The organism is Arthrobacter sp. M2012083 (genome assembly GCF_000281065.1).
Classification (GTDB): domain Bacteria; phylum Actinomycetota; class Actinomycetes; order Actinomycetales; family Micrococcaceae; genus Arthrobacter.
Genome location: NZ_AKKK01000005.1, coordinates 1 through 24,093, shown reverse-complemented (window position 1 = coordinate 24,093; position 24,093 = coordinate 1). Strand labels below are relative to the sequence as shown.

The window sequence follows — 24,093 nt, the reverse complement described above, 5'->3', positions numbered from 1 at the left end:
GTAAAAGGGCCCCCGCCTCGGCCACCGCCAAAGTGGCGGCGGCGGAAGCGGGGAATAGCACACAGAGGATCAGCGCCCACCGGGCGCAATGAGACCTACCAGCCGCGTTCTGCGAGGCGGTGGGGCTGCGGGATGTCGTCGACGTTGATGCCGACCATGGCTTCACCGAGGCCGCGGGAGACCTTGGCGATGACGTCGGGGTCATCGTGGAACGTGGTGGCCTTGACGACGGCGGCGGCGCGCTCTGCCGGGTTGCCGGACTTGAAGATCCCCGAACCAACGAACACGCCGTCGGCGCCGAGCTGCATCATCATCGCAGCGTCAGCCGGGGTCGCGATGCCACCGGCGGTGAACAGCACCACGGGGAGCTTACCGGTCGCGGCGACTTCCTTGACCAGCTCGTACGGGGCCTGCAACTCCTTGGCCGCAACGTACAGCTCGTCCTCCGGCAGTGCTGCGAGCTTGGCAATCTCAGAGCGGATCTTGCGCATGTGCCCGGTGGCGTTGGAAACATCACCGGTACCGGCCTCGCCCTTGGAACGGATCATCGCCGCGCCCTCGTTGATGCGGCGCAGCGCCTCACCAAGGTTGGTGGCACCACAGACGAAGGGAACGGTGAAGTTCCACTTATCAATGTGGTTGATGTAGTCGGCCGGGGTCAGGACCTCGGACTCGTCGATGTAGTCAACACCGAGGGACTGCAGGACCTGGGCTTCGACGAAGTGACCGATGCGCGCCTTGGCCATGACCGGGATGGACACGGCAGCGATGATCGCATCGATCATGTCCGGATCGGACATGCGGGACACCCCGCCCTGGGCGCGGATATCGGCCGGGACGCGCTCGAGCGCCATGACGGCAACGGCACCGGCATCCTCGGCGATGCGGGCCTGCTCGACGTTAACGACGTCCATGATGACGCCGCCCTTGAGCATCTCCGCCATGCCCCGCTTAACACGGCTGCTGCCCGTGACGCTGTTCGCGGACGAACCGGCTTCGTTGCTTACATCTGGTGTAGACACAAAAACCCCTATGGGTAGATAAACGACCTTCTTGCCGGAGGCGCGCGCAGCCACACGACCGCAATCAGCGCACACCGGGTTTCAGGTCAAGGTGACCAAGTACTAGTAATAGTAGTCGCACCTTGCGTGCTGGCAGTACATTCATTACCGCATCGGCAGGCAACAAAGCGGGCTGTAGTAGGGCAGGTGCACAACCATGAACGAGCCATTTTGGTCGCTTGCCAGTTCCACTGGCAAGTATTGCCTGCTGGTCCTTTACGCTGCGGCGGTTCCATCAGCTTCAGCCATGGCTTGCCGACGCACTGCGGACATTCGCTGGACGATCGTCACCAGGCTGGCCAGGGCAAGAAGGATCAGGGTCCCGAACAACACAACCGGCGGGAGCCCCAATCCCGTGAGCCCCGTAATAAGCAGCACCGAAGCCAAGCGTTCTGCTCGCTCTGCGATCCCCACGCTGGCCTGGTAGCCCAAGGACTCCGCTTTGGCCCGCGCATAGGAAACAACCATGCCAAGAACAAGGCAGACGACGGCGGCGGCGCCGATTGCCGGATCCTCGCCTCCGGTGAAAAACCAGATAGTGAGGCCGGCAAAAATCGCGCCATCGGCAAGACGGTCCAAGGTGGAGTCCAGGAAATTACCCCAACCACCGCTCCGCCCCTGCAGCCTTGCCATGATTCCGTCTACGACATCCGAGAACGCAAAAAGGGCGACCACGACTGAACCCCACCATAAGAAGCCCAGCGGGTAGAGGATGAGTCCCCCCAGAATGACGCCGACGGTCCCTGCAATGGTCACGGCGTCCGGGGACACGCCGATCTTGAGGAGCCAACGCGCTAGAGGAGTAAAAAGTGAAGTAAAAAAGCCGCGCGCATGCCTATTGAGCATTCGACTCCCCCGGCCAGGCTTCGGCCACAAGCTTGCGGACCTCGTCGAGGGTCTGCGTAATGGCCTTGGTCTGGGCGATGATCGGGAAGAAGTTTCCATCCCCGCCCCAGCGCGGAACCACGTGCTGATGGAGATGCGCGGCGATGCCTGCACCGCCGGTAACGCCCTGGTTCATTCCCAGGTTGAAGCCGCTCGGATTCGAAACCTTCCGCAGCACCCGCATTGCGGTCTGGGTAAGATCGGCGAACTCTGCCGTTTCCTCCACTGTGATGTCCGTGTAGTCGGGAACGTGCCGGTAGGGACAGATCAACAGATGGCCGGGGTTGTATGGGAACAAATTCAGGACCACGTAGCAGGTCCTGCCCCTGTGGACGATGAGGGATTCCTCATCCGAGCGCGTGGGTCCTACACAGAACGGGCAGTCGTCCTTGTTCTTGAATTGATCCTGCCCGCCCTTGATGTAGGCCATACGGTGCGGAGTCCACAGGCGCTGAAACGCGTCCGGTACGCCCGCCAATCCGAAGTCATCGGTTACGCCTGCGTCGCCCGGAAGGTCAGCTGCCGCGCCTGGGTTCTCCTGCACCGTCAATGTGTCCGTTCCGTCAGCTCTCGCGGTTCTTGACGGCGTCTACGATCCTGCGGACCGCTTCGGCCACGGGAACCCCGTTATCCTGGCTGCCGTCCCGGAAGCGGAACGACACCGCACCGGCTTCTGCGTCCTCACCACCGGCAATCAGGACGAAGGGGATCTTGTCTTTGCTGGCCGTACGGATCTTCTTCGGGAACCGGTCCGAGGAGATATCAACCTCGGCGCGGATTCCCGCAGCTTTGAGCTGGCCAACGACGTCGAACATGTAGTCGTTGAATGTCTCGGCCACAGGAATTCCCACCACTTGGACAGGAGCGAGCCAGGCCGGGAACGCCCCGGCGTAGTGTTCGGTGAGTACACCCATGAAGCGTTCCACGGAACCGAAAAGGGCTCGGTGGATCATGACCGGCCGCTGGCGTGTGCCGTCAGCTGCCTGGTACTCCAGTTCGAAACGCTCAGGCAGGTTGAAGTCCAGCTGGATGGTGGACATCTGCCAGGTCCTGCCGAGTGCGTCCTTTGCCTGGACGGAGATTTTAGGTCCGTAGAATGCTGCTCCACCCGGGTCCGGTACCAGCTCCAAACCGGAAGCCGCAGCAACCTCGGACAGAGTGCGGGTGGCTTCCTCCCACGCGGCATCGTCACCGACGAACTTCTCTTCGTTCTTAGTTGAGAGTTCCAGGTAGAAGTCGTCCAGGCCGTAATCCTTGAGCAGGCCCAGGACGAAGTTCAGCGTGGTGGTGAGCTCGTCCTTCATCTGTTCGCGGGTGCAGTAGATGTGGGCGTCGTCCTGTGTCATTCCACGGACGCGGGTCAGACCGTGCACAACCCCGGATTTTTCGTAGCGGTACACAGAGCCGAATTCGAAGAGGCGCAGCGGAAGTTCGCGGTAGGACCGGCCCCGGGAGCGGAAGATCAGGTTGTGCATGGGGCAGTTCATCGGCTTCAGGTAGTAATCCTGCGCCGGCTTACGCACGCTGCCGTCTTCGTTGAATTCGGCGTCCACCTGCATCGCCGGGAACATGCCGTCCTTGTACCAGTCAAGGTGTCCGGAGACCTCGTAGAGGTGTCCCTTGGTGATGTGCGGGGTGTAGACGAACTCGTAGCCTGCGTCCACGTGGCGCTGGCGCGAGTAATCCTCCATCGCCTTGCGGATGATGCCGCCCTTGGGGTGGAACACAGGGAGGCCTGAGCCCAGTTCATCGGGGAAGGAGAAGAGGTCAAGTTCGACGCCCAGCTTGCGATGATCGCGGCGCTCAGCTTCAGCGATGCGCTCCTGGTAGGCCTTGAGGGCTTCCTTGGTGGGCCACGCGGTGCCGTAAATGCGCTGCAACTGCTGGTTGTTCTGGTTGCCGAGCCAGTATGCGGCGGACGAGCGGGTCAACGCGAAGGCGTTGGAGATGATTTTGGTGTTCTGCAGGTGGGGACCACGGCAAAGATCGCACCAGATGCTCTCGCCGCTCTTTCGATCCACATTGTCGTAGATCGTGATGTCGCCAGCGCCTACCTCGACGTTGACGCCTTCCGCCGCGTCGCTTGAGTCGTTCTTCTTGCCCAGCAGCTCCAGCTTGTAGGGCTCGTTGGCCATCGCTTCGCGGGCTTCTTCTTCGGTGACCACACGGCGAACGAATTTCTGGTTCTGGTTGATGATCTTTTGCATCATCTTTTCCAGCGTGCGGAGGTCTTCCGGGGTGAACGGCTCAGCGACGTCGAAGTCGAAGTAGAAGCCGTCAGTGATGTACGGGCCGATGCCCAGCTTGGCATCGGGGCGCAACTGCTGGACAGCCTGTGCCATGACGTGGGCTGTTGAGTGGCGGAGAACGTTAAGCCCATCAGGGGAATCGATGGTGACGCCCTCGACGTCTGCGCCCTCGGTGAGCACCTGGTCAAGGTCCTTCAGCACACCATTGACACGGGCTACAACGACGTCGCGGCGCTCGAAGAAGAGTTCCGCGCCGGTAGTCCCTTCCGTCACCTTGGTCTCTTCGCCATCGACGATGAGGGTGATCTGTTGGGCATCTGACACGGGTGTCTCCTATTCATAGTTAAGGCTTCATAGCTTGTGGCGTACGGGGACCACAGCCAGCCACCGACAATCGTATCCGCTTCAGCGAAGGCGGCCAAAGCAGCGCGCCGGGACCGAGTTGGGCTGGCCGGGGCAGGATTCTGCCGCAGGTTCAGCTTCCCAGACCAGTGATGGCAAGGTTCCTGGAGATGCCGTGGAGCGGCCCATGGTGGGTGTATCCCTCCGGTAGCCCGACTTCGGCAGGCAGGAGTTCGGCATATGGCAACGCTTCGGGCCGGCTGAGGTCCCAGGCTTTGCTGGCGCTCAGGCTGATTCCCTTGGGACCGGTCCTTCTGGTGGTTCCACGGATCAGCAGCAGGCGGGTACCAAACAGCAGTGGCCCGGATTCTTGCTGCGCTTCATGGAAGAAGACCGAATCCACACAACCGGTTCCGTCGTCGATGCTGATGAAGACGACGCGCCGCCCGCCTCGCATGGGTGGGGTCTGCGTCGCAATCCGGACCCCTGCCACCAGGACTTCGGTCCCATTGCGCAAGCCCAGGAGTTTGTCAGCCGTTGTAACTCCCAGTTTGTCCAACAGCGGCCTGTGGCTATCCATCAAGTGCTCGCTGACATCAACAGCCATGAGATCAAGCTCCGCCCTGACGTTATCCACCATGGAAGGCTCGGGAAGTTCAGGGGCGAGGTTCCTCAACTCAATATCACCCAGGGCAAATGACAATTGACCATCAATGACATCCGCAGCTTTCTTTGAGGGGCTGCTTTGGAGCGCCTGCAAATGGTGCACGAGGTCAGCCCGGTTAGCTTTTCCGCCGGAGTCTTTATGCAAAGCATCGAAGGCGCCAAGTTGGGCAAGTCTTTTGATATTTGGTTTGCTCACCCTTGCCCGCGCCCGTAGGTCCGCCAGGGAATCATAAGGTTGCCCGGCCACGATCCGCTTCAGTTCCGCGCCTGAAAGTCCGTAGATTCCTGTAAGGCTCAAGCGGATGCCGAGCTTGCCCTGATCGGGGCCCTGCTGGATTTTCTCCACCCTGTATTCTGCTTGGCTCCTGTTGATATCCAAAGGAAGGATGGGTATGCCGAGCCGGCGGGCTTCAGCTACCAGCAGGCGTTTGGGATACATCCCGGGGTCGTGTTCCCACAGACCGGCCAGAAAGGCCTCAGGATGATGGGCCTTAAGCCAGGCAGACTGATAAGTGGGCACCGCAAAGGCAGCACCGTGGGCTTTGCAAAAACCAAAGCTGCCGAAGGCTTTTAAGGTTCCCCAGACCTTGTCCACCACTTCTGGAGAGTAATTCTTGATTGCTTCCTTGCGGAAATACTTCTCCACTCCTGGCTCACGCACTTCGTCGCCCAAAGCTCTGCGGAACTCATCAGCCCTGTCCAAGCCGCAGTTGGTCATGACATGGAAGGTCTTCAGGATCTGTTCATGGAAAACTGTCACCCCGTGAGTTTCTTCCAAGACCGGTTTGAGGTCCTGATGGGGATAGATCTCAGGAGCAAAGCCATGCCGGTGTTCCAGGAAGGGCCGCACCATATCGGATTTCATGGGTCCGGGCCTGAAAAGTGAGATATCGATGATGAGGTCGTTGAATTCCCGGGGAGCCATCTTTCCAATGAGCTCACGCTGCCCCGGTGATTCAATCTGGAAGCAACCAAGTGTGTGGGTGCTGCGGATCAGCTCATAGGTGGGCTCGTCGTCGAAGGGTACGGCGTTGAGGTCAATCCTGCCGTCAGGGGCGATGTAGTCGGGACCTGCACCACCTGGCTCCACTGGATGCCGCCCGGCTGCAACAACTTCAGCTTTGGAAGGATGCAGCCTGATTACCTCCCGAACCGCGAAGGCCATGGCGCTTTGCATGCGTACTCCCAGGACATCCAGTTTGAGCATGCCCATGGGGTCCATGTCGTGTTTGTCGAACTGGCTCATGGGAAGGCCCAAGCCGCTGGGCTGAACGGGGGTTCGGTCCAGGAGTGTGGCATCTCCCAAAATCACTCCACAGGGATGCATGGAGATATGCCGGGGCAGCCGATCCAGCCTTTCGGTAAGATCCACCAACAAATCCAACTGCTGGTTCTCCTCCATGGCACCGCGTTCCACGCGCCCGGCAAAATCGCGCAACTCGGGCTTCTCCACCAGGGCTTCGCGGAATTTGCGTGCAGAGAATCTCCACAGTTGCTTGGCGATCTCACCCACTTCTTCGTCGGGCATCCCCAAGGCCATACCGGCATCACGTACTGCACCACGTGCCCTGTAACCGTTTTGCATGCTCATCAGGGTGACGCGTTCGGCACCGAAGCGGTCGAAAATCTTTCGATAGACGGTGTGCCTTTCAGCACTTTCCACATCAATATCAATGTCAGGAAGCGTGGACCTACGGCCGGAGAGGAAGCGCTCGAAGATGAGGTCATGGCGGATCGGGTCAACCTGGCTGATATCGATCAAGTAATTGACAAGGCTCGAGGCACCGGATCCCCTCGCAGCTACCCTGACCCCCATATCAAGGATCATTCTTGAGACTTCTGCAACTGTCAGGAAGTACGAGGCAAAGCCGAGCCTGCCGATGATTCCAAGCTCGTGCTCCAGCCGCGTGCGCAGATGTTCTCCTGCATCTCCCTTGATGCCCGGGAACCGTCTGTTGATTCCGGCTTCGCAGCGTTGGGTGAGCTCAATCATGGGGTCAGCGTCGATGCCGATGATGGAGGCCTCGGGAACTACCGGCTTTTTCCATCCCATATCCAGGACGGGGTCGATGCGGCATTTATCTGCGAGCGCTTCTGTGTTTGTGAGGAGTTTGGTGAGGTCGGCTTTTCCCAGGCCCGCTGCGTTCATGATTTCTTTGCTGAGTTGGAGCATCTGGTGCGGGGTCTTTAGCCAGCCCTGGCCTGTTGGTTGGAGCGTTCCTGTTGGTTGGAGCAAGGGTGCCGTTGAGAGTTCAGGGAGGGATTTGAGGGTTCGTGCGGAGTCGAGGACGTCTGCGGTGGCGGCGCCGTCCTGGGCGCAGTAGCGGACCGCGTTGCTGAGGATTGCCGGAATGTTGTATTCGAGTGCGAGCTTGAGCATGCGCACGGCATGGGCTGTGCTTAGCGGTTCTCCGGGGGCGCTGAGGTGGGAGACGACTTCAGCGACCATGGTGCCCGGTGGCATGGCGTCGATCCATTGCTTGAAGAGGGTTCTGGGCCTGAGGTATTTGCGGCCTCCCATGGCTTGGCCGACGTCCGAGTCGGGCCCTATGAGCACGGTCAGGACTGGTTTGAGGGTTTTGGGGTCCAGGGTTCTTGAGGCGAGTTCGCCGCGGGTGACTGCAGCGGGGATTGCTCCCCCGGCTTTCCCTGACGTGCGTGCATGGGCGTCGGAGATAAGGCGGCACAGTGCCCTGTACCCGGCGCCGTTGTTGTTTCCGTGGGCGAGTACGACGACGCGGCCCGCGACTTGGGTGCGGTGGTCGCCGTCGTCGTCGAATACCGCCAGGTCCACCCCTACGATGGGGTCGATGCCTGCGTCCATGCATGCTTTGAGGTGTTTTATGGTGCCGTAAAGGCCATCCCGGTCTGTGCAGGCGAGCGCTGTGGCTCCGCCTGCTGCGGCTGTTTTAGCTAGCTCCTCCGGCCAGGAGACGCCATAGTGTGCGCTGAAGGCTGTGGAGACGTGCAGGTGGGTGAAGCTCAATGTTTAGGCCGCTTCTTCGGGTTCCACGGCGCGTGCTGGTGCGGCGTCGTGGATGCGCAGGAGTCTCCAGCGTCCGCTTCCTACGTGCCGGACCAGGTCGAGGGTGATGGGGTGGCTGGTTTCCGCGTCAGCTGAGGTTGGCAGGAGTTGTACACGCCAGATCTCGTGGTCAACCAGGCCAGCTCCGCTTCCAAGGGGGGCGCGGCTTTCTTCAAGCCACCATTGGCGCCGTTCGTACCATCGAACAGGTTCGTTGGTGACCGTGTACCGGGTGCCTTTCCATTGGACTTCCCGCGGGTGGCCTGTGTCAGTGCAGATAACTCCGACAGATTCACTGAACAGCCCCATGCCCTCACCTCTTACGCCAGGAAACCATATTCGAAAGTATGTTCGAATAAATCCAGTTTACGCCGACGCTCCGACAAAACCTACTTCGAAGTTCCAGCCCTCTCCCGGGTTCCCGCCACTCGTTTACCTACCTGCTTCAGCAAGGCGTCACGCCACGGTTGCGCACCTTGGGCGAGCGCAACCCTCCCCATGGCCGAAGATGCCAGGCGGAGTAATTGGGTGCGCATGACCCGCTTCCTGGTATAGGTGGCGAGCGCTTTGTCCATGGGTTGCTCGTTCAGCAGTTTGCCCAGGGTTACGGCATCGATGAGCGCCTCGCAGGCGCCGCGCCCCAGGTTTGGGGTCATGGCGTGTGCGGCATCTCCCACCAGCACGACACCCCTGCCCGCGTAAATGCCCAAGGGCGGGGTGGTCCAAATGCGTTGCGCCAGGGACGTATCCGCGGTGGCCAGGTCGAGTACATCCCGCACTGAGGACGAGTAGTTGGCATAGCGTCGACGTGTCACCTCGAGCGCCCCTGCAACGTCCACTTTGTCCGGGCCCAGCTCCGAGCGGAAGGAGGCGTACCAATTGCTTCCACCTATGGCAGGGGCCAAGCCGAAGATTTCACCGCGTCCCCAGTATTCTCCAACGTCCCCAGGGGACGGGGTTGCGGGAACGACTCCCCGTACTGCCAGGAACGGCGTGGGCCTGGCCGCGCTTCGCTTGCCCCAAGTGCCCCGCCGAACGATGCTGTTGACTCCATCGGCACCCACGGTCAATGCAGCTGCGCCGGAAAGGTGATCCACCCTCCCCACCATCCGGCGCACGGAGGCTGGCACCGCAGTGTCCAGCAGCCTCAGGAGTTCGGGTCGGGATACTCCCAATAACCCCTCGCCTTCAATAGCCAGCAGGGCTTCTCCCGAGGGGCGTCGAAGTGCGCCGGCCTTGATGATGGCCCCACGGTTCCGCACGGCCCCGAGAATCCCCAGCCTGGATAATGCCTGCTGGGCTTTGGGCCACATGGCCAGGGTTGTGCCGACTGCCGGAAGCTCGGTCCTCTGCTCAAAAACAGTGACGTCAAACCTTTCGGGGTCGAGCATTCCCGCGAGCGCCAGCCCGGCGATTCCTCCACCAATGATGTCCACTTTTTCCATGGCCACACTGTACTACTACATTTGTAGTGCAGGTAGGGGTTGAAGCTAGACTTTCGCCATGCCGGACCGCCGAACAGAACTTGCCGACGCAGCGCTCGCAGTCGTTGCTGCCAAGGGCCTTAAGGGACTGACTCACCGGGCCGTCGACGCCCAAGCAGGCGTCGCCGTCGGAACGACCTCCAACTATTTCCGCAACCGTGCAGCACTGATGGCGGCCGCCGTCGACCGCGTTGAAGAACGGGACCGCCTCCTGCTCCAGCAGGGTGGACTGGAAATCCCGACGTCGGTAGCCACCCTGGCCGAGCAGATCGCCGGAGCGGTCATGGGACTCGCGCATGAGAACGCGGAACTGACCCTGGCCCGTTTCGCCTTCGCCCTTGACCAGCCCGATGTTGTGGCTGCCGGGCACGAGCGGCTGGTATCGGCTTTGGCGCAACTGCTTGAAGCCATGGGCATACCTGAAGCAAGGGCCCGGGCCGAAGCCGTTTCCGATTACAGCGACGGCTTGGCCATGCACCTGCTGACCGCCCGCAAAGGCCAGGACATGGACAGGGCTACGGTGTCACGGAGCGTCCGGCGCCTCCTGGAGGGATAAGGGCGAGGATGACGCCCAAGGGGTGGACGGCAGCCGGTCCACAGAGCAGGATTGTGGCATGAGCACCAATGACGCACTCCTGAAGCAGGTCAGCATCTCCGCCGAAGACGACAACCTCGTGGCACGGTTCGAAATCGATGGCAACATACCAGGCTCCGGCGCTTACGTCGTGGGCCTTGTTGCTGCCAGCGAGGACTATTCCTCACAGCGCAGGCTCGGCATCGAGTTCATGAACGGCGAGGCAATCTCGTTCTACTCGTTCAACCACTCCCTCAGCGCCGAGGAGAACTACGACATCAAGGGCGTGGAGCATTCCGGCAACGTCATCACGGGGAACTTCCCGATGTCAGCCATCCACGGCCTCAGCAAAGGCCATGTCATGACGGGCTTCAGCGAAGCCGATGGCCGTGAGTTCCAATCCGGCGTGCCGGTGAACGAAGCCCTCTGACTCCTAAAAGAGACCTTCCACCGGTTCGATGAGTTCCGGTGAGTTGTTGCGGACGTTACCCACCGCGGCCCCCACCGGGTCCAGCGTCCAAGCTGCGGCGGCGTCGTGTGCCCGGGACCGGACCATGTCCACCAACCCCTGGGCGTCCTTCTCCCGCGGATCCAACCACGCTTCCATCGTCTCAGTGCTCATGGGCAACGGAACCCGGTCATGGAGGGCAGTCAGTTCGTCAAACACCGAAGCGCTGCGCCGGGTCCGCGCCTCATCCACCGTCGGGGTGTCGGCGGTCAGGATGGACATCGACAGCAACCAGCGGCCCGGATCATCAGGGGAAGCTGACTGGTCCCGCCACCACTCGTACAACCCCGCAAAAACCAGGCCATGGCCGTCCGCAGGATGCACATAATACGGTTGTTTGTTCTTGCCCTCGCCCTTCTTCCACTCGTAGTAGCCATCCGCCGGAACCGCACAACGCCTCGCCACAGCGGCTTTCTTGAAGGAAGGCTTCTCCAACAACGTTTCGCTGCGGGCGTTGATAAGCCTGGCACCACCCTTGGGATCCTTCGCCCATGAAGGCACCAGCCCCCACTTCGCGACGTGAAGCTGCCGCCTAACGTCGTCGTCAATCAACCTCTCCAACACAATGGGAACAGCATCCGTCGGAGCCACATTCCACGATTTCTCAAGGGCAATCTCGTTCTCAAGCTCGGCATCAAAATCGGCAAGCAGGTCCCCCACCGCACGGGCCATCACATAACGTCCACACATGGCAAACAGTCTGCCCCCTCCCCGCCGAACGCACCAGCGCAGGCATGTGACGTAACCCGGCTTCGCCACCGAACGGGAATTATTCGGACGCGGGTTACCGTTGATAACAACGAACCATCCCGTGCAAACGATTAATTACTGAGGAGAGCTCTGTGGACTTCACTCCCGACTCCGGCACCATCACCATGTTCTCGACCACCTGGTGCGGCTACTGCAACCGCCTGAAGAAGCAGCTGGACGCCAAAGGAATCGGCTACACCGAGATCAACATCGAAGAAGTAGATGGCACTGCCGAACTCGTCGAGCAGCTCAACGGAGGCAACCGAACAGTCCCCACCGTGCTGTTCCCCGACGGAACCGCGGCCACCAACCCCTCGGCCTCCGAAGTCGAAAACCGCCTGGCTGCCTAAGCTTCCTCCGCTCGGCTACTGCCTGGGCCCGCACGGAACAATCCACACACTGTCTGTCACCTGTGATAGACAGAATGGAAATCCGTAGCGGGCCCTGCTGCATTAATGGGCCTGCTCTCCGAGAGCCCGAAGGGAACATCTCCATGGTCCACGCAGTCAAAGGTGTCGTCGTCCGCTCCAAAGGCGCACCCGCAACCCTAGAAACCATCCTGGTTCCCGAGCCCGGTCCGGGAGAAGCGCTGGTGGACATCCTCACCAGCGGCGTCTGCCACACCGACCTCCACTACAAACTGGGCGGCATCAGCGACGATTTTCCCTTCCTGCTCGGCCACGAAGCCACCGGCGTCGTCAGCGCAGTAGGCCCCGACGTCACCGATGTAGCCCCTGGCGACCGCGTCGTCCTGAACTGGCGCGCAGTCTGCGGTAACTGTCGCGCTTGCAACCGAGGCCAAGCCCAGTACTGCTTCAACACCCACAATGCCACGCAAAAAATGACCCTCGAAGACGGCACGGAACTCTCGCCCGCCCTGGGCATCGGCGCGTTCACCGAAAAGACCCTGGTCGCCGCCGGACAATGCACCAAGGTAGACCCCGACGCCGATGCCGCCGCTGTAGGGCTGCTCGGCTGCGGCGTCATGGCAGGATTGGGTGCGGCACTGAACACCGGCGGCGTCAAACGAGGCGACTCGGTGGCCGTCATTGGTTGCGGCGGCGTGGGCGTAGCAGCCATCGCCGGTGCCGCGCTCGCAGGCGCCACCACCATCATCGCCGTCGACATCGACGCAAAGAAGCTCGAGCGCGCCAAAGAACTCGGCGCGACACACACCGTGGATTCATCCGCGGGAGACCCCGTCGAAGAAATCCGCGCCCTGACAGGCGGCTTCGGCGCAGACGTGGTGATTGACGCCGTCGGACGTCCCGAAACCTATAAGCAGGCGTTCTACGCCCGCGACCTCGCAGGCACCGTGGTCTTGGTTGGTGTCCCCACTCCGGAGATGACCCTGGAACTGCCACTTCTGGACGTCTTCGGCCGCGGCGGAGCACTCAAGTCATCCTGGTATGGCGACTGCCTGCCCTCCCGGGACTTCCCCATGCTCGTGGACCTCTACAAGCAGGGCAAGCTGGACCTGGACGCGTTCGTCACCGAGCGCATCACCATCAACCAAGTCGAAGAAGCGTTCGACAAGATGCATCAAGGTGCCGTCCTGCGATCGGTGGTTGAGCTGTGAGCGCCGGCAACCTCTCAATCGATCACGTCGTTACTTCCGGGACATTCTCCTTGGACGGCGGAACCTGGGACGTGGACAACAACGTCTGGATCATCGGCGACGACTCCGAATGCATCGTCATCGACCCCGCCCACAACCCCGAAGCGATTCGTGAGGCCGTGGGCGGCCGCACTGTCAAAGCCATCTTGCTGACGCACGGCCATGACGACCACATCAGTTCCGCCGGTGCGTTTTGGGAGCTCGTCAAAGCTCCCATCCACCTGCACCAGGACGACTGGATGCTATGGCGGGCAGTGTTCCCCGAACTTGATCCCGATGTGGCAATCGTGGACGGCGACGAGTTCACCGTTGCCGGTGCAACACTGAAAGCGATCCACACTCCCGGACACTCGCCCGGGTCTGTCTCGTTCCACCTGCCCAGCGAAGAAACACTCTTCAGCGGGGACACACTCTTCCAAGGCGGACCCGGTGCGACGGGACGCTCATACAGCGACTTCCCGACCATCATCGAGTCCATCCGGACCAAGCTCCTCCCCCTGCCTGAGGCAACCGTGGTCCGCACCGGACACGGCGATTCCACCACCATCGGCGCGGAGAAGCCGCACCTGGATGAATGGATCGCAAGGGGTCACTAGCTCCAGTGCGAGCCAGCCCGGCGGCATTCGTTCGCGTCAGCCGGCTGCCGACCCGTATACCGGGGCGGCAGCCGGCTCAAGCCTGATAATCACCGACTTCGAGGCCGGAGTATTACTCTCCTCCGCCGTCGAATCCAACGGCACCAGGACGTTCGCCTCCGGATAGTAAGCAGCTGCGCATCCCCGCGCACTGGGGTACGCGACCAAACGCAACTGAGGCAGGACACGGTCAACGCCGTCGTCGGCCTCGCTGTGTACGTCCACGTAGCCCCCGTCCTCGAAACCCAACCCGGCCAGGTCCGACGGATTCACCAGGAGGACCATGCGGCCTTTCTTTATGCCCCGGTACCGGTCGTTCATGGCGTACATGGTGGTGTTGAACTGATCATGTGACCGGATCGTCTGGAGAAGCAGGCGGCCTTGGGGAATCGTCATTGTCTCAAGCCCGTTCACGGAGAACATGGCCTTGCCCGTTGCTGTGGGGAATGTCCTGCTGTCCCTTGGCCCGTGAGGCAAGACGAAGCCATCCTCCTCGCGGATGCGGGCATTGAAATCCTCAAACCCCGGCACGACGCGGGATATGTGATCCCGGATGCCGTCATAGTTGCGTCCCAGCCCGGCCCAGTCAACCGGCACTTTATCGCCCAGGACAGCTTGGGCCATGCGGCTGACGATGGCCACCTCGGACAACACGTTCGGGGCTATTGGCTCAAGCGGACCCACAGAGCGATGTACCGCGCAGACTGTGTCCTCCACGGTGACAAACTGCGCCACGCCGCCCTGCCTGTCTATCTCCGTCCGTCCCAACGTCGGCAAGATCAGGGCCTGCTCACCTACCACCACATGGGAACGGTTGAGTTTGGTTGAGATTTGTACAGACAGACGCGTCTTCCGTACCGCCGCTTCAGCAACCTTGGTGTCTGAAATCGCGTGGACCAGGTTACCGCCCAACGCGATCAGGACTTTGATCCTGCCATCCCGCATTCCCCTCACGCTGTCCACCGCATCGACGCCGGGATTCCGTGGCGGGGCGAAGCCGAACTCCCGCCTGATTGCCTCCAGGAACCGTGGCGGCATCTTCTCCCAAATACCCATGGTCCGGTCACCTTGGACGTTGCTGTGTCCACGGATCGGGCACGGCCCTGCGCCGGGCTTTCCGATGTTGCCGCGTAACAGGAGCAGGTTGATGATCTCCTTGATGGTGGGCACGGCCTTCTTATGCTGCGTAATACCCATGGCCCACGTGATGATGACTTTTTCGGCACGGAGGTACCTCGCGGCCAGTTCATCAATGTCCGCGCTGCTGAGCCCCGTGGCAGTGAGGACATCGCGTTCATTCAATGTGGCGAGGTGGGCTGCAAAACCGACGAAGCCCTGGCAATGCTCATCTATGAACGTACGGTCCAGCACCGTTCCGGGGGCTGCGCTCTCCGCATCGAGGACCCGCTGTGAAAGTGCCTGCAGCAATGCCATATCCCCGGCAATGCGGATTTGCAGGAACTGGTCTGCCAGATCCGTGCCCTTACCTACCAATCCCCGAGGCCGTTGCGGGTTCCGGAAATTGATCAAACCAGCCTCGGGTAACGGATTCACGGCAACAATCTCCGCGCCCGCTTCTTTCGCTTCCTCGAGGGCCGTAAGCATCCGCGGATGGCAAGTTCCCGGGTTCTGGCCCATGATGATGATCAGGTCGGCCTTGGCAAAGTCCGCATAGGTGATGGCAGACTTCCCCACCCCGATGGTTTCCCCCATCGCAACCCCTGTGGATTCGTGGCACATGTTGGAACAGTCAGGGAGGTTGTTGGTTCCGAATGCCCGCACGAAGAGTTGATAGAGGAACGCTGCCTCGTTGCTTGTGCGTCCGCTGGTGTAGAACGTCGCTTGGTCCGGGGTCCCAAGCCCGTTCAGCTCGTGGGCGATGACCTCAAACGCCCGGTCCCAAGTAACAGGTTCATAATGGTCAGAGCCCGCAGCCTTAAGGACGGGTTCCACCAGCCTTCCCTGCTGTCCCAGCCAGTACTCGGACTTGGACTCCAAGGAGCCCAGGTCATTGGCAGCCCAAAAATCCGTTGGGATCCGCAACGGCTCCGCCTCCCACCCGATTGCCTTGGCGCCGTTCTCGCAGAATTCAGCAGCCTTACGTTCCGGCGGGTCAGGCCAGGCGCAACTCATGCAATCGAAACCGTCCTTTTGGTTGACGGCCCGTAGTGTCTTCCACGCCCGGGACGGGCCCATGTCGGCCATGGCATGCGGGAGTGTTTCGCTCAGACTGGGCAAACCCGCAGCGGATCTCCTGGGTGCGCTGACGCTGATGTCTACGTCAGAATCCTCAATAGGGTGCTTCTTCCGGCCCATTGCTCCACCGCGATCCGCGTGCTTGGGTAACCTGTCTACCTCAGACTAAACCCCGGTACACGCAGGCTCAACGGCGTGGTCCGCTAGCCCAGCAAAGTCTGGAAATCGCCGTCGATGATGTCTGCATAACCGCGGTAAGCCTCAATCACGGCGCCTTCCACCGTTGCTACGTCCACATGGGGCAGCAAGTCATTCGCAGCCCCGGCGGTGGCGGTGTCCCACTCAAGGCCGAGCGCAGCGTAACTCGCCGTCAGGACCTCGCGAATAGGTTGGGAGTCCTCCACCACGATCACGGAGCTGAACAGCCAACCTCCGGAGACGACGCGCTGGGCCGTGCCGATGAGCTTGATGCGGTGTGCAGGAAAATCAGGGTCCTCGCCGTGAACACTGAACTCCCCCGGACAGTACTCCCCCGGAATTTCGCCGACGGCGGCATGGACGCCGACACTGCGAAGCGCCCCGGCCAGCAGCTCACCAAACTCCGAGAAACGGGCTTTGGCACGCACGATCGCGTCGGGATGCGGCTCAATGTGATCTATCACCAAGGTCCCTTGGTGATACGCCGCGGCGCGGCCTCCGGCCTTTCGTATCAGGGGCTCGAAACCGAGTTCCCGGCACGCCTCCTCCGCTGCGTGAAAACCAGGAAGGTTTGCGTCGCGCTGGCCGAAAGCCACGGTAGGCTGCGGACGATACAGGCGGAGAGAGGGGCCAAGCTTGCCGTTGCGGGCACGCTGAAGCAGCTCCAAGGCGAAATCGAGGTCTCCCGCCGCGCCCATTGACTCCTTCTGGCGATAAACCGTGAGCTGGCGTGCTCCTGCTTCCGAGCCGACCATCAGCTCTTCCTCAACGTCAGGATCTGTTCGGCCCGTCCGAAAGGTCCGTTGACGTCATGGAGCACAGTGGATGTCAGGCCGATGCCGTCGGCTCCGAAAGAGACCTTGTTGTCCAAGCCCAACCATTCACCCGCCGGAGCACGATACATGTGAATCTGAAGATCGACGTTGGGAAAAATGTAGCTGTTTTCGCCCGGCGGAACGCGGGCCGCGATGCCGTTCGCGGTATCCACCAAGCCCATGAGGCGGGCAAGATCGGTACTGTCGCGTTGGTCCGTGAGCGGGTGGGACGTTCGGATCCACACCTTGCCGGATCCTGGACGGTGGTCCTCGGCAATGCGCATCTCCAAGGACCGGATGTAACCCCCGGGCCACACGCTGGCGCCATCCCATGGCTTGCATTCGTCGGGGGCCGGCATCACCTCATCTTCCACTGCGGCTACAGCGCTTGTGTCGCTGGTGACCATGCGCCAGGCGGCAGCACGGATGGCCACGCGGCCTCCCGCCGAAAGCTCTGCCTGGATAAGTTCGATGGTCCTTCCCGGCCTCAACGTCGAGGTGGCGACCTGGAACTCGCCGCCTGGTATCAGCCCGAGGATTTCGTAGCTGATCCGCGCCATGCGGACGTCGTCCCGTGGCTCATGGCGCGCCAGGGCATCGGCAATGATGCCCGAGGCGGGGGCCATGTGTTGTTCGTGGGGATTCCATGCGCCTTGGGCATGGATGGTGGACCGGTAGCGGCCCTCGCCCAACGATTCGTAGTAAAAATCGCCGTCCGCCAGTTCCGGTAATGCAGTAGTCAACCCAGGCCTTTCGCCGATCCAGCTGTAGAACTCAAACCACTGTATCCGCTGATTTGGCCCTGGCCCGACGCCGACGGAACACGACAACCCAGACGACGATGGCCGTCAAAGCTGCTACTCCCACCGCAGCACCAACTGGCGACGCTGCCGCTACCGCAAGCCACGCCTCCAAAGCAGCGAGACCAATGGTTGCGTAAAGCAATGCCCAGATGACAGAACCTGCCACAGCAGCGGGCAAGTACCGACGGAGCGGCATGCGGGCAGCGCCCGCTGCCAGGTTGATAGCCGTTTGGAGGCCGACGGTTAGAAAAGAGAGTACGACGGCGTAAGGACCCCACCGCTGGATCAGGGCCTGGGCACGGGCTGCTTTCGGCCGCTCCAAAGAACTGCTAAAGCGGGTGTGCGCGAGTCCGGCAACGGCTCCCCGCCCAATCCAGTAGGTGGCATTGACACGGATCATGACAATCGCGAAGAGCGCCGCAAGTGCGATGCCGAAAGGCAAACTCATGATCTGGTCCACTCGACTTAGGCTACCCTAAGCAGCGCACCAATGAAGACATCGGTCTCATGGGCTGCCCAGCAAACCCTCTGACGAATCCACAACCCTAGGATGGGTGCATGGACCTCCGCGACGCTGCCCACGAGCTGTATGCCGTGACTCCCCGTGATTTCACTGCGGAACGAACTGCGCTGGTCGGCAAAGCGAAGGATGCCGGCAAAAAGGACCTGGCCAAGGAGATTGGCAGCCTCCCAAAGCCAGCCGCCGGCGCCTGGGCCATCAACATGCTGGCCCTTCATAGGCCGGAGGTGATTGACGGCGTCGTGCGCTTTGGCGTTTCGCTTCGAACCGCCCAAGAGGAAGGCGACGCAGAAGCGTTCCGCGATCTCGGGCAGCAGCGCCAAGGCCAACTGACATCTGCCGTGCATGCGGCCAAGGATCTCGCATCCGAGCTGGGCGCTCCACTTAGCGCTGCCGCAGCAGCCGACGTTGAGCAGACATTCAGGGCAGCAATGGCCGACGTCGGGGCCGCTGGCGCTGTAGGAACGGGCCGGCTGGTGCGAGGGCTCAGCGGCAGCGGCTTCGAGGCAGTGGACCTTACAGGTGCCATCGCTGCGCCAGGTCCGGACGACGAGGCTGGTCCGGACGACGAGGCTGGTCCGGACGACGAGGCTGGTCCGGAAACCGGGAAGGCCCCTGTGAAGCGTGCGGCCAAGACGGAACCGGCGTCACCTCCCAAGCCCGCCACGACCTCCAAAGAGAAGCAGTCCAAAGAGAAGACACCCAAGGACGAAGCGACGTCCCTGGCCGAACGGCGCGCAGCCAAGCAACAAGCAGCACTGGAAGGGGCCCGCCGCGACTTCGAAGCCGCCGACAAGGAGGCCAGGGAAGCAGAATTGGCAGCATCCGACGCGTGGGAAACCGTCAAAGAGCTGGCCGACCGAAGAACCAACCTCAAATCCGAGATCGACGACATCAAAAAGCGTCTGGCCGCCCTTGAAGCCGAACTCATTGGGACCACCCGTGACGCGGAATCCGCGGAATCAGACAAGAAGCGCGCCGTGCGGGCCGCAACCCAGCAACGACGCGCCGCGGACCAAGCCCAGCGACGCGTTCAACGGCTGAGCTAGTCCTTTTTCTTGACCGGCGACTTCTGCAGGTGATGCGTGGCCGGGCCTTCGAGATACTTTCCCTCCGGGGTGAAGCGCGAACCGTGCAAGGGGCAGTCCCACGATTTTTCAGCGTCGTTCCAGGTCAACAATCCGCCCAAATGCGCGCAGCTGGCGGACACCATGCAGACCTTCCCGTCCACGGTGGACACCGCCGCGGGCTCGCCCTTGTAGAGCCCGACGACGCCACTGCCTTCCTGCGGCTGCGTTTCGTCAGTGATTTCAGGGTTGCTCCTGACCTTGGCTTTGTCCTCGATCATCCGTTTGGCAGTGCTCGCATTGAGGCGAATGGCTTGGATGGCACCTTGGGGTGATGTGACCCGGTGATGGATCGCCGTGGCCCAGTCGGACTGGCCACCCAGGATATCCGAGGTGATGGACAGCGCAGCGGCCACCCCGTTGCTCATCCCCCATTTGTTGTAGCCGGTGCCGAAGAAGATCCGTCCGTGGCCACGGGGAAGCTTGCCGAAGAACGGCATGAGGTTTGTGGCTTGATAGTCCTGCGCCGACCAGGTGTGGGTCACCTCGGCGCCGGGGTAGTGCTCATTGGCCCATCCCAGCAGGTCATTCAGATGCTGTTGCGGCGAAGTGGCCCGGCCACCGGTATGCCCGTAGCCGCCAACCAAGAGCAACTCGCCCTCGGGAGTGGGATAGGTCCGCTGGGATCGGGTTGGCGCGTCGATGGAGAGGTACATTCCTTTCGGAATGTCCCCTGCCACGCGAAGGGCGGCGGCGTAGGAACGGTTCGGTTCGAGCTTCGCGAAGTACAGGCCGCGGTCCAGGATGGGCGTTCCTGTGGCAACCACCACGGTGTCCGCGGTGAACGTTCCTTTGCGGGTGGCCACTTCCAACGGCAGTTCTGAGCCCACGTTCTGGACCTGCACGCCCTCAACGATCAGGCCGCCGTGTTCCCGGGTGTCGCTGGCGAGGGTCTCAAGGACATCCATGGGGTGAATCTGCGCTTGGTCTTCCAGTTCCAAAGCTTCCGCAACAGGGAACGGTAATCCGGGGTCCCGGCTGAAATGGACGTCCAAACCTGCGTCCCGGGAAACTGCAGCTTCCTTGCGGAGCCGCTGGCCGCCGTCGTCCGTGGTTGCGAAGGTGACCGCGGTCCTGCGCTGGAAGGGGACGCCTTGCTGCTCCATGTACTGCGCAAGCCAGGCCTGTCCGGTCTTGTTGGCTTCCACATAAGCCTGGACCACCTTCAGCGAGTACTGGCTGCGCAACGCGGAAAGCACACCGCCCTGCAGAAGGCTCAGCTTGCCAGTGGTGTTTCCCGTAGTCACAGCGCCTAGTGTTCGGGCCTCGAAAACCACCACGCGCTGGCCGGAGCGGGACAAGAGCAAGGCTGCGACCATTCCGGTGAGGCCGGCGCCCACCACAATCGTGTCAAAGTGCTGCTCAGCGGGGATTGCGTCAGACGTGAAGTGAGATTTGCGGTCAAGCCATAGCGATTTCATCGAACGATCTGCCTCTCAAACTCACTGGCATGTGTTGAGGGAAACGCTAGGCGGGTCGCCGATCCTTATCAAGGGGTGGCGGAGCCTGTCGCCAGGGCCGCTGCATGCTGTAGTTCGGGGTCCGGATCAGTCGCCCAACGTTCCAGGACGCGTTCTGCGCGTTCCTTCGCGAGTCCCTCCAGCCGCGCAACTAAAGGCCGCACAACGTCAGCAGCCAGAGGATCCACCAGCTCCCGGGTGCCGGCCCGCCTGATGAAGCCTTCGATACGGGTGAGGTCGGTGTTGACCAGGACGCCTACCTTGGTCTGAAGCAAAACCACCGCTGCGAGGCGGCGTTCGAAGACCGGCTCCTCCCACAGTTCCGAGCTTAGGGCGGTGATGTCGTCATGGTGGAGATTCTTGTACCGCTTCAGCGCGTCCCGGACTGTGCCACGCACCGCGCCCACGGACGCGCCATACACCTTCAAGGCCTCGCCGAGACGCTCGCTGGCCTCATCGGCCTTCTCCCAGGACGACTCACGCTGCAGCGTGTAGTCCACGAATTCTCCGGCTTCACTCACCCGTCTATTTTGTCAGTGCGTCCCCATAGCGTCATGCCAACAGCAATCGACAGGAGACACATGCCGTCCCAAGAGCTCGCAACTGAAGCTTCGTTCCCGGGCGTCCCGGCTGCTTCATCCATGCCCGAGTGGTACCCCACCCTCCTCAGCACTGTTGCCCAGCAGGTCCGGACCGGCCGGACCAGGGCGGTGGCTGCTGCCAACAGCGAACTTCTCAATTCCTACTGGAGCATCGGCCGGGAACTCGCCCAGCGGGAGTCCGAGCAAGGCTGGGGCGCCAAAGTGGTCACCCGTTTGTCCGCCGACATCCGCACACGGTTCCCGGAAGCAAAAGGCTTCTCCCCCAGGAATCTGAGGTACATGAAGAGCTTCGCTCAGGCCTGGCCGGACTTTCCAATGTTGCAAGCGCCGCTTGCAACATTGCCCTGGTACCACCAGATCGCACTGCTGGAAAAGCTCGACGACGCCGCCACGCGCCTTTGGTACGCAGCGGCGGCTGCCCAACACGGATGGTCGCGCAACGTTCTGGCCCACCAGATCTCAACGCGCTTGCACGAGCGCTCAGGGCAGGCCATCACCAACTTCAAAACCACCATGGTCCCTGCCGATTCGGACCTCGCGCAGCAGGCAACCAAGGACCCCTACGTCTTTGACTTTCTGTCCATGAGTGATCGGCATACCGAACGGGACCTGGAGCTGCAGTTGGTGAAGCACGTGGAGAAATTCCTGCTGGAGCTAGGCCAGGGTTTCGCCTTCGTTGGTGAGCAGGTGCGGCTGGAGATTGCCGGGGACGAGTTCTTCGCAGATCTGCTGTTCTACCATCTCAAGTTGCGCTGCTATATGGTCATCGAACTCAAGGCCGTGAAGTTCGAACCTGGGTTCCTCGGACAATTGGGGATGTACATGGCCGCCGTAGACGACCTCATGGCGCACCCCGACGATAAGCCCACCATCGGCCTGCTGTTGTGCAAAGAGAAGAACAGCGTGGTGGCCGAGTACGCCTTGCGTGGGTTCAACGCTCCTGTGGGCATCGCGGAGTGGAAAACCTCCCTTGCTGACTCCTTGCCTGATGAGTTGGTGGCGAGCCTGCCGAGTATCGAGACCTTGGAGGCCGAGCTGGCGAGCGAGGCTGCACGGTTGCAGGGCTAGGGGTGTTTAGACGTTGTCCTTGAACCATGTCAGGGTGTCGTTCCAAGCTGCCGTCGCCTGGGCTTCCACGTAGCGCTCACCTGTGTCATTGTGGAACGCGTGGTCCACGCCGGGGTACACCTTGAGCTGGTGCTTGACGCTGGTTTTATCCAGTGCCTCTTGGAGTTGGGGCATAGGGCCGGTGATGCGGGCATCGTTCTCGGCGTAGACGCCAAAGACCGCCGCCTTGATGGTGGGGACCTTGGCAAGGTCAGGCGCGGGGCCGTAGAAAGCGGACGTTGCTTTGAGTCCTTGGATCTCGGTGCTTGCCTGCCATGTGATGCCGCCGCCGAAGCAGAAACCCACCATGGCGATCCGGCCCTCTTCGACGAATTCCTGGCCGTTGAGGTACTCGAAGGCGGCTTTGAAATCGTCCACGTGCCTTTGAGCGCCAGCCTGCGTCAGAGCGCCAGGGACAGCGTCCGGATCCATAGTCGCTGTGCCGCCCTCCCTGCTCACGAGGTCCAGTGCCAGCGCCGCGTACCCTTCCTTGGCGAAGCGCCGGGCGACGTCCTGGATGTGCGGGGTGAGGCCTCGGTTTTCGTGGCAGATCAAGACACCAGGACCTTTTTGGCTCCCCTCGGGCCTGGCCAGGTAAGCGCTGATCTCCGTCCCGTTTGCGGGGAACGTCACTGTTGCCGTCGTCAGGCCCGCAGCACCTTCCGGGACAGATAACGGACTCTTGGCGTTGGGAACTGCAGTAGTCGCGGTCCCTGTCCTTGCCGCCTGGGATGTCGGCGAAGGCGTGGGCATGGGATCGGTGGTTTGGGGAACCTCGTCCGGCGTACAGCCCACCAAAGTCATGGCCGCCGCAGCCGCCGTCATACTTCCCATGATGAACGCCACCCGCCTGGTGAACGTCTTGTGCGACATGTCCCCCGACCGGAAGTCGTCGTAGAACTCTTCGATCAAGTACTTTTCGAATTTCTCAAGCTGCACCATGGCGAACCTCCCGACGATGTGGAATATCTTCCCCTGATATGAAGACGCGGGACAAGGGCGGGATGGTTCAATCTCAGTCCCGAATGAACCGTCTAATAATGTCAGTGCCTCCTGCGAGAGTAGGGACATGGAGCAGATCCGGGAAAGGCAAACGAAGACAGCGGTGTCCGCTGCGCCTCTTCTTGCCATTTCCCGCGACGTGTCTCAGCCAGGCGGGGTTTCGGCCGGCTCCGTGAGTGGGGACCTGATCGAGCAGTTGCGGGTTTTGGAGGAGATGAAGTCGGCCATTACGGCTTTGCAGGCGCGGGTTGCTGTGGCTTTTGATCTTGCCCAGCGTGCCGAGCAGGCCGAGGCGGGTGTTCCTGTTTCGGAGCGTGGCAGTGGGGTGGGTGCTCAGGTGGCGTTGGCCCGGCGGGAGTCGCCGAATCGTGGGTCCCGGTTGCTGGGTTTGGCGAAGGCCCTGGTGCTGGAGATGCCGCGGACGTTGGCTGCCCTGAAGTCGGGGCAGTTGAATGAGTGGCGGGGC

The 24,093-nt window shown here is 61.6% G+C and carries 22 protein-coding genes and 1 pseudogene; 8 read left to right on the top strand and 15 right to left on the bottom strand.

Annotated features, from left to right (window positions below):
- Positions 1 to 95: 95 nt before the first annotated feature.
- From pdxS to A477_RS0102795, 7 genes are all read right to left on the bottom strand, one after another.
- A complete protein-coding gene (gene pdxS, locus A477_RS0102825; RefSeq protein WP_017197521.1) occupies positions 96 to 1,022 on the bottom strand; it encodes a pyridoxal 5'-phosphate synthase lyase subunit PdxS in 927 nt (308 codons plus the stop codon).
- A 255-nt stretch (positions 1,023 to 1,277) separates the two neighbouring features.
- Complete coding sequence (gene pgsA, locus A477_RS0102820) at positions 1,278 to 1,907, bottom strand: phosphatidylinositol phosphate synthase (RefSeq protein ID WP_026005303.1); 630 nt, start codon at positions 1,905 to 1,907, stop codon at positions 1,278 to 1,280.
- Positions 1,897 to 2,490 (bottom strand): HIT family protein, encoded by a 594-nt coding sequence (locus tag A477_RS0102815; RefSeq protein ID WP_026005302.1) that lies wholly within the window; start codon positions 2,488 to 2,490, stop codon positions 1,897 to 1,899. Before A477_RS0102815 ends, pgsA begins: the two co-directional genes overlap by 11 nt.
- A 19-nt stretch (positions 2,491 to 2,509) precedes the next feature.
- On the bottom strand, positions 2,510 to 4,519 hold the full coding sequence (gene thrS / locus A477_RS0102810; RefSeq protein ID WP_017197518.1) for a threonine--tRNA ligase: 2,010 nt from the start codon (positions 4,517 to 4,519) through the stop codon (positions 2,510 to 2,512).
- Positions 4,520 to 4,670: 151 nt separating this feature from the next.
- A complete protein-coding gene (locus A477_RS0102805) occupies positions 4,671 to 8,189 on the bottom strand; it encodes a DNA polymerase III subunit alpha (protein ID WP_017197517.1) in 3,519 nt (1,172 codons plus the stop codon).
- 3 nt (positions 8,190 to 8,192) lie between these two features.
- Positions 8,193 to 8,537, bottom strand: coding sequence for a DUF6504 family protein (locus A477_RS0102800; RefSeq protein WP_017197516.1), 345 nt, complete (start codon positions 8,535 to 8,537; stop codon positions 8,193 to 8,195).
- A gap of 80 nt (positions 8,538 to 8,617) precedes the next feature.
- Positions 8,618 to 9,679 carry an FAD-dependent monooxygenase gene (locus A477_RS0102795; protein ID WP_017197515.1) on the bottom strand — a complete coding sequence of 354 codons (1,062 nt, stop codon included), beginning with the start codon at positions 9,677 to 9,679 and terminating at the stop codon, positions 8,618 to 8,620.
- A 52-nt stretch (positions 9,680 to 9,731) separates the two neighbouring features.
- Here A477_RS0102795 and A477_RS0102790 point away from each other — a divergent pair, with 52 nt between their 5' ends.
- Complete coding sequence (locus A477_RS0102790; RefSeq protein WP_017197514.1) at positions 9,732 to 10,268, top strand: TetR/AcrR family transcriptional regulator; 537 nt, start codon at positions 9,732 to 9,734, stop codon at positions 10,266 to 10,268.
- 58 nt (positions 10,269 to 10,326) lie between these two features.
- Positions 10,327 to 10,716: a hypothetical protein gene (locus A477_RS0102785; protein WP_017197513.1), complete on the top strand. Its 390-nt coding sequence runs from the start codon at positions 10,327 to 10,329 to the stop codon at positions 10,714 to 10,716.
- Positions 10,717 to 10,719: 3 nt separating this feature from the next.
- Here the strand turns inward: A477_RS0102785 and A477_RS0102780 are convergent, their stop codons facing one another.
- Complete coding sequence (locus tag A477_RS0102780; protein WP_026005301.1) at positions 10,720 to 11,466, bottom strand: SOS response-associated peptidase; 747 nt, start codon at positions 11,464 to 11,466, stop codon at positions 10,720 to 10,722.
- Positions 11,467 to 11,636: 170 nt separating this feature from the next.
- Here A477_RS0102780 and A477_RS0102775 point away from each other — a divergent pair, with 170 nt between their 5' ends.
- The 3 genes from A477_RS0102775 to A477_RS0102765 all read left to right on the top strand — a co-directional run bounded on the left by A477_RS0102775 (position 11,637) and on the right by A477_RS0102765 (position 13,758).
- Positions 11,637 to 11,894, top strand: coding sequence for a mycoredoxin (locus tag A477_RS0102775; protein ID WP_017197512.1), 258 nt, complete (start codon positions 11,637 to 11,639; stop codon positions 11,892 to 11,894).
- Positions 11,895 to 12,037: 143 nt separating this feature from the next.
- Positions 12,038 to 13,123 carry an S-(hydroxymethyl)mycothiol dehydrogenase gene (locus A477_RS0102770; protein WP_026005300.1) on the top strand — a complete coding sequence of 362 codons (1,086 nt, stop codon included), beginning with the start codon at positions 12,038 to 12,040 and terminating at the stop codon, positions 13,121 to 13,123.
- Positions 13,120 to 13,758, top strand: coding sequence for an MBL fold metallo-hydrolase (locus A477_RS0102765; protein WP_017197510.1), 639 nt, complete (start codon positions 13,120 to 13,122; stop codon positions 13,756 to 13,758). Before A477_RS0102770 ends, A477_RS0102765 begins: the two co-directional genes overlap by 4 nt.
- 36 nt (positions 13,759 to 13,794) lie before the next feature.
- On the opposite strand, the gene A477_RS0102760 is transcribed toward A477_RS0102765, so the two are convergent.
- The 4 genes from A477_RS0102760 to A477_RS0102745 all read right to left on the bottom strand — a co-directional run bounded on the left by A477_RS0102760 (position 13,795) and on the right by A477_RS0102745 (position 18,269).
- Positions 13,795 to 16,113, bottom strand: coding sequence for an FdhF/YdeP family oxidoreductase (locus A477_RS0102760; RefSeq protein WP_017197509.1), 2,319 nt, complete (start codon positions 16,111 to 16,113; stop codon positions 13,795 to 13,797).
- 83 nt (positions 16,114 to 16,196) lie between these two features.
- Complete coding sequence (locus A477_RS0102755) at positions 16,197 to 16,946, bottom strand: lipoate--protein ligase family protein (RefSeq protein WP_017197508.1); 750 nt, start codon at positions 16,944 to 16,946, stop codon at positions 16,197 to 16,199.
- Positions 16,946 to 17,749 (bottom strand): thioesterase family protein, encoded by an 804-nt coding sequence (locus A477_RS0102750; RefSeq protein WP_017197507.1) that lies wholly within the window; start codon positions 17,747 to 17,749, stop codon positions 16,946 to 16,948. Before A477_RS0102750 ends, A477_RS0102755 begins: the two co-directional genes overlap by 1 nt.
- A 31-nt stretch (positions 17,750 to 17,780) precedes the next feature.
- Positions 17,781 to 18,269: a DedA family protein gene (locus A477_RS0102745; RefSeq protein ID WP_017197506.1), complete on the bottom strand. Its 489-nt coding sequence runs from the start codon at positions 18,267 to 18,269 to the stop codon at positions 17,781 to 17,783.
- 98 nt (positions 18,270 to 18,367) lie between these two features.
- On the opposite strand from A477_RS0102745, the gene A477_RS0102740 reads away from it, so the two are divergent.
- A complete protein-coding gene (locus A477_RS0102740) occupies positions 18,368 to 19,378 on the top strand; it encodes a hypothetical protein (RefSeq protein ID WP_017197505.1) in 1,011 nt (336 codons plus the stop codon).
- Here A477_RS0102740 and A477_RS0102735 read toward each other — a convergent pair.
- On the bottom strand, positions 19,375 to 20,877 hold the full coding sequence (locus A477_RS0102735; protein ID WP_017197504.1) for an FAD-dependent oxidoreductase: 1,503 nt from the start codon (positions 20,875 to 20,877) through the stop codon (positions 19,375 to 19,377). The two genes, A477_RS0102740 and A477_RS0102735, sit on opposite strands and share 4 nt — an antisense overlap.
- A gap of 68 nt (positions 20,878 to 20,945) precedes the next feature.
- A complete protein-coding gene (locus A477_RS0102730; protein WP_017197503.1) occupies positions 20,946 to 21,437 on the bottom strand; it encodes a DNA alkylation repair protein in 492 nt (163 codons plus the stop codon).
- A 60-nt stretch (positions 21,438 to 21,497) separates the two neighbouring features.
- On the opposite strand from A477_RS0102730, the gene A477_RS0102725 reads away from it, so the two are divergent.
- Positions 21,498 to 22,586: a PDDEXK nuclease domain-containing protein gene (locus A477_RS0102725; protein WP_017197502.1), complete on the top strand. Its 1,089-nt coding sequence runs from the start codon at positions 21,498 to 21,500 to the stop codon at positions 22,584 to 22,586.
- 6 nt (positions 22,587 to 22,592) lie between these two features.
- Here A477_RS0102725 and A477_RS0102720 read toward each other — a convergent pair whose 3' ends face one another.
- Positions 22,593 to 23,567, bottom strand: a complete 975-nt coding sequence (locus A477_RS0102720; protein WP_017197501.1) for a dienelactone hydrolase family protein — start codon at positions 23,565 to 23,567, stop codon at positions 22,593 to 22,595.
- A gap of 127 nt (positions 23,568 to 23,694) precedes the next feature.
- On the opposite strand from A477_RS0102720, the pseudogene A477_RS21925 reads away from it, so the two are divergent.
- A pseudogene (locus A477_RS21925) lies at positions 23,695 to 24,093 on the top strand (HNH endonuclease); the annotation flags it as partial.